Annotated in this window: 2 protein-coding genes and 1 pseudogene; all 3 read left to right on the top strand. The window is 38.8% G+C overall.

Annotated features, from left to right (window positions below):
- Positions 1–251, top strand: a pseudogene (locus RT445_RS23235) (PilZ domain-containing protein); the annotation flags it as partial.
- A 198-nt stretch (positions 252–449) separates the two neighbouring features.
- Positions 450–1,001 carry a ribosome hibernation-promoting factor, HPF/YfiA family gene (gene hpf / locus RT445_RS23240; protein WP_274795657.1) on the top strand — a complete coding sequence of 184 codons (552 nt, stop codon included), beginning with the start codon at positions 450–452 and terminating at the stop codon, positions 999–1,001.
- A gap of 141 nt (positions 1,002–1,142) precedes the next feature.
- Complete coding sequence (gene secA, locus RT445_RS23245) at positions 1,143–3,656, top strand: preprotein translocase subunit SecA (protein ID WP_312504871.1); 2,514 nt, start codon at positions 1,143–1,145, stop codon at positions 3,654–3,656.
- Positions 3,657–3,863: the final 207 nt, after the last annotated feature.

Raw genomic sequence — 3,863 nt, forward strand, 5'->3', positions numbered from 1 at the left:
CGCGTGGATTAAAAATGTTTACTGAAGTGGATTTAGGCGTCAACCCTCCACCATTGGACCTCCGATTTGTACTTGATACACTTGAGGTGCGAGCATATGGGGATGTCATTTGGAGTCGCCCGTTTGGTAACGGTAAGCAATATGGCATCCATTTCAATGATCAAGGACCAGTAGAAGATTTGATTGTTGAAGAATTAAAGATGCGACGTAAAAAGGAAGCGGCAGAAGCGAAGAAACAAAATGATTTTTAATCATAATACTTTCACTGCCATATGACAGTGTGTCTCCATACAGGAGTAGTTTGAACGCACGGTAAATTCACTGATAGAAAATAAAGTTTTCTACTAAATTAAAATAAAAATATTTTGTAAAAAAAAGAATGATTTTAGAGGAATTTCACACACTTGTGTAGAAATATATAGTATAGCAGTTATAAAGGAGGAGTTTACATGTTAAACTTTAACATTCGTGGTGAAAATATTGAGGTAACTCCAGCTATTCGAGAGTATGTTGAGAACAAAGTCGACAAAGTGGAACGTTATTTTAACGAAGATGTTAACGCCAACGCTAATGTCAATTTAAAGGTTTACAATGACAAGCAAACTAAAGTGGAAGTCACAATTCCAATGAAAAACTTAACTCTGCGTGCTGAAGAGCGTCATAACGATATGTATGCTGCTATTGATCTAATTGTTGATAAATTAGAGCGTCAAATTCGTAAGCATAAAACAAAAGTAAACCGTAAATTCCGTGAGCGTGAAGGTGCAGGCCTTTATTTTGCTACTACACAAGCAGCCGCTGATGCCGCTACAGAGGAAGAAGAATACTCCATTGTGCGTACCAAGCAATTTGATTTAAAACCAATGGATCAAGAAGAGGCTGTTTTACAAATGAATATGCTGGGACATGATTTCTATGTCTTTACAGATGCTGAGTCAAATGGCACAAATATTGTGTATAAACGTAAAGACGGAAAATATGGCTTAATTGAAACAACTTAAACTTCATGATGACAAAGGCTCTCGCGATGGCGAGAGTCTTTTTTTGTATGGCTACTACTGTAAACGGGGTGACCGTTTGCATGAAACTGTTACACAATGGTAAAATGAAAGTTGAATCTATATAGGAAGTGAAAAACATTCATGGCAAACCTATTAAATAAATTATTTGATTTCAATAAACGTGAGTTAAAAAAATTAGAAAAAATCGCTGACCAAGTTGAGGGTTTCGCTTCTCAAATGGAACAGCTTTCAGATGATCAATTACAAGCGAAAACAGACGATTTTAAAAAGCGCTATGCCGATGGAGAGAAGTTAGATTCGATTCGTGCGGAGGCTTTTGCTGTTTGTCGAGAAGCGGCGAAACGTGTTTTAGAAATGTACCCATTCCGTGTTCAAATTATGGGGGCTGCTGCGCTTGATGAAGGTAATATCGCAGAAATGAAAACCGGGGAAGGTAAAACATTAACGGCGACGATGGCTGTTTATTTAAATGCGATCACTGGTAAAGGTGTACATGTTGTTACAGTCAACGAATATTTAGCAAGTCGTGATGCTGCTGAAATGGGACAGCTGTATAATTTCTTAGGTTTATCGGTTGGTCTTAACCTAAACAGCCTTTCAAAAGAGGAAAAACGAGCTGCGTATGAGGCGGATATTACGTATAGTACAAACAATGAGCTAGGGTTTGACTATTTACGTGATAACATGGTGCTTTATAAAGAGGAACGTGTACAACGTCCGTTGCACTATGCTGTTATTGATGAGGTCGACTCGATTTTAATTGATGAAGCGCGTACGCCATTAATTATTTCGGGTCAAGCTGGGAAATCAGCACAGCTTTATAAGCAATCGAATGCCTTTGTACGTATGTTAAATGCGGAAACGGATTATACGTATGAGGAATCAACGAAAGGTGTTACGTTGACGGATGCAGGTGTTGAAAAGGCAGAAAAAGCTTTCGGCATTGATAATCTGTTTGATTTGACACATGTTCGTTTAAATCATGCAATCAATCAATCATTAAAGGCACATGTTAGTATGCATAATGATGTTGATTATGTTGTGCAGGATGGCGAAATTGTGATTGTTGATGGCTTTACAGGTCGTTTGATGAAGGGCCGTCGTTATTCTGATGGCTTACACCAAGCAATTGAAGCTAAAGAAGGCGTTGAGATTCAAAATGAATCGATGACGATGGCGACCATTACTTTCCAAAACTACTTCCGTATGTATCAAAAGCTTGCAGGGATGACAGGTACGGCGAAAACAGAGGAAGAGGAATTCCGAAATATTTACAATATGAATGTTGTAGCTATTCCGACGAATAAACCGATTGCTCGTGATGATCGTGCTGACTTGATTTTTGCAACGATGGAAGGCAAATATAAAGCAGTTGCTGCTGATATTGCAGAGCGCCATAGAGCTGGCCAACCTGTTCTTGTTGGTACAGTTGCGATCGAAACATCTGAGATTATTTCTAAACTATTGGATAAGCATAAAATTCCACATAATGTCTTGAATGCGAAAAACCATGAACGTGAAGCAGAAATTATTGCGAATGCTGGTACAAAAGGTGCCGTAACGATCGCGACAAACATGGCGGGGCGTGGTACAGATATTAAACCAGGTGAAGGTGTACTCGAAATTGGTGGTTTAGCGGTAATCGGTACAGAACGCCATGAGTCACGTCGTATTGATAACCAGCTTCGTGGACGTTCTGGTCGTCAAGGGAATCCAGGGGTTACACAATTCTATCTATCTCTAGAAGATGATCTAATGCGTCGTTTCGGCTCCGATAACATGAAGTCTATGATGATGCGCCTAGGTATGGATGATTCTCAACCTTTACAATCTAAAGTTGTGTCGAGAGCTGTAGAATCAGCGCAGAAACGTGTCGAAGGTAATAACTTTGATGCACGTAAGCGTTTATTACAATATGACGATGTTCTACGTCAGCAACGTGAGATCATTTATAAAGAGCGTTATGATGTATTGGAAACAGAAAATATGCGTGTGCTCGTTGAGTCCATGATTCAAGAAACAATCGATAATGTTGTTGGCCTATATACGCAAGGTGAGCAAAAAGATTGGAACTTGAAAGCTATTGAAGATTTTGTAGCGGCTAACCTACTTGATGAAGGTCAACTTAAAGTGTCTGATTTCCAAGGCAAATCTGCTGAAGACATTAATCAAATGATTTCTGATGCTGTTCATGTTCGCTATGATGAAAAAGAGGCAGAATTGACACCAGAGCGTATGCGTGAGTTTGAAAAGGTTATTCTATTACGCTCTATTGATACGAAATGGATTGATCATATTGATGCAATGGATCAATTACGTCAAGGTATCCATCTACGTGCCTATGGACAAAATGATCCTCTTCGTGAATACCAACAAGAAGGTTTTGCGATGTTCGAGGATATGGTTGCTTCTATTCGTGAGGATGTTGCGAAGTATGCGATGAAGGCAGAAATTCGCAATAATCTAGAGCGTGAAGAGGTGGCAAAGGGCCAAGCAGTTAATCCAAAGGAAGAAGGCGGCGGCTCAGCTCCGAAAAAGCAACCAGTTCGTAAGGCTGAAAACATTGGTCGTAATGATTTATGCCCTTGTGGAAGTGGCAAGAAATTTAAAAACTGTCATGGTGCAGCTCAATAAAATAGGTGAAAAAGATCATTTTAACTTTATGTTGAGATGATCTTTTTCTTTGTGAAATCCCTCCATTTTGAAGGAAATTTAGTATAAAAAGTCAGAATTTATAGACAATTGGAAATTATCGGTATACAATAGCTGTAATAATAGGAGGTTAGTTGAGGGAATGAATCCTATTATTATCCTAAATTAAGTTGTTAACATTAAGTCTTA

The sequence above is a fragment of the Lysinibacillus sp. genome, assembly GCF_032093475.1.
In the GTDB taxonomy this organism is placed as follows: Bacteria; Bacillota; Bacilli; order Bacillales_A; family Planococcaceae; genus Lysinibacillus; species Lysinibacillus irui.

Excerpts from the sequence above, each read along its gene's own strand:
- hpf (WP_274795657.1), top strand. The coding sequence starts at position 450 with ATGTTAAACTTTAACATTCGTGGTGAAAATATTGAGGTAACTCCAGCT.
- secA (WP_312504871.1), top strand. The coding sequence starts at position 1,143 with ATGGCAAACCTATTAAATAAATTATTTGATTTCAATAAACGTGAGTTA.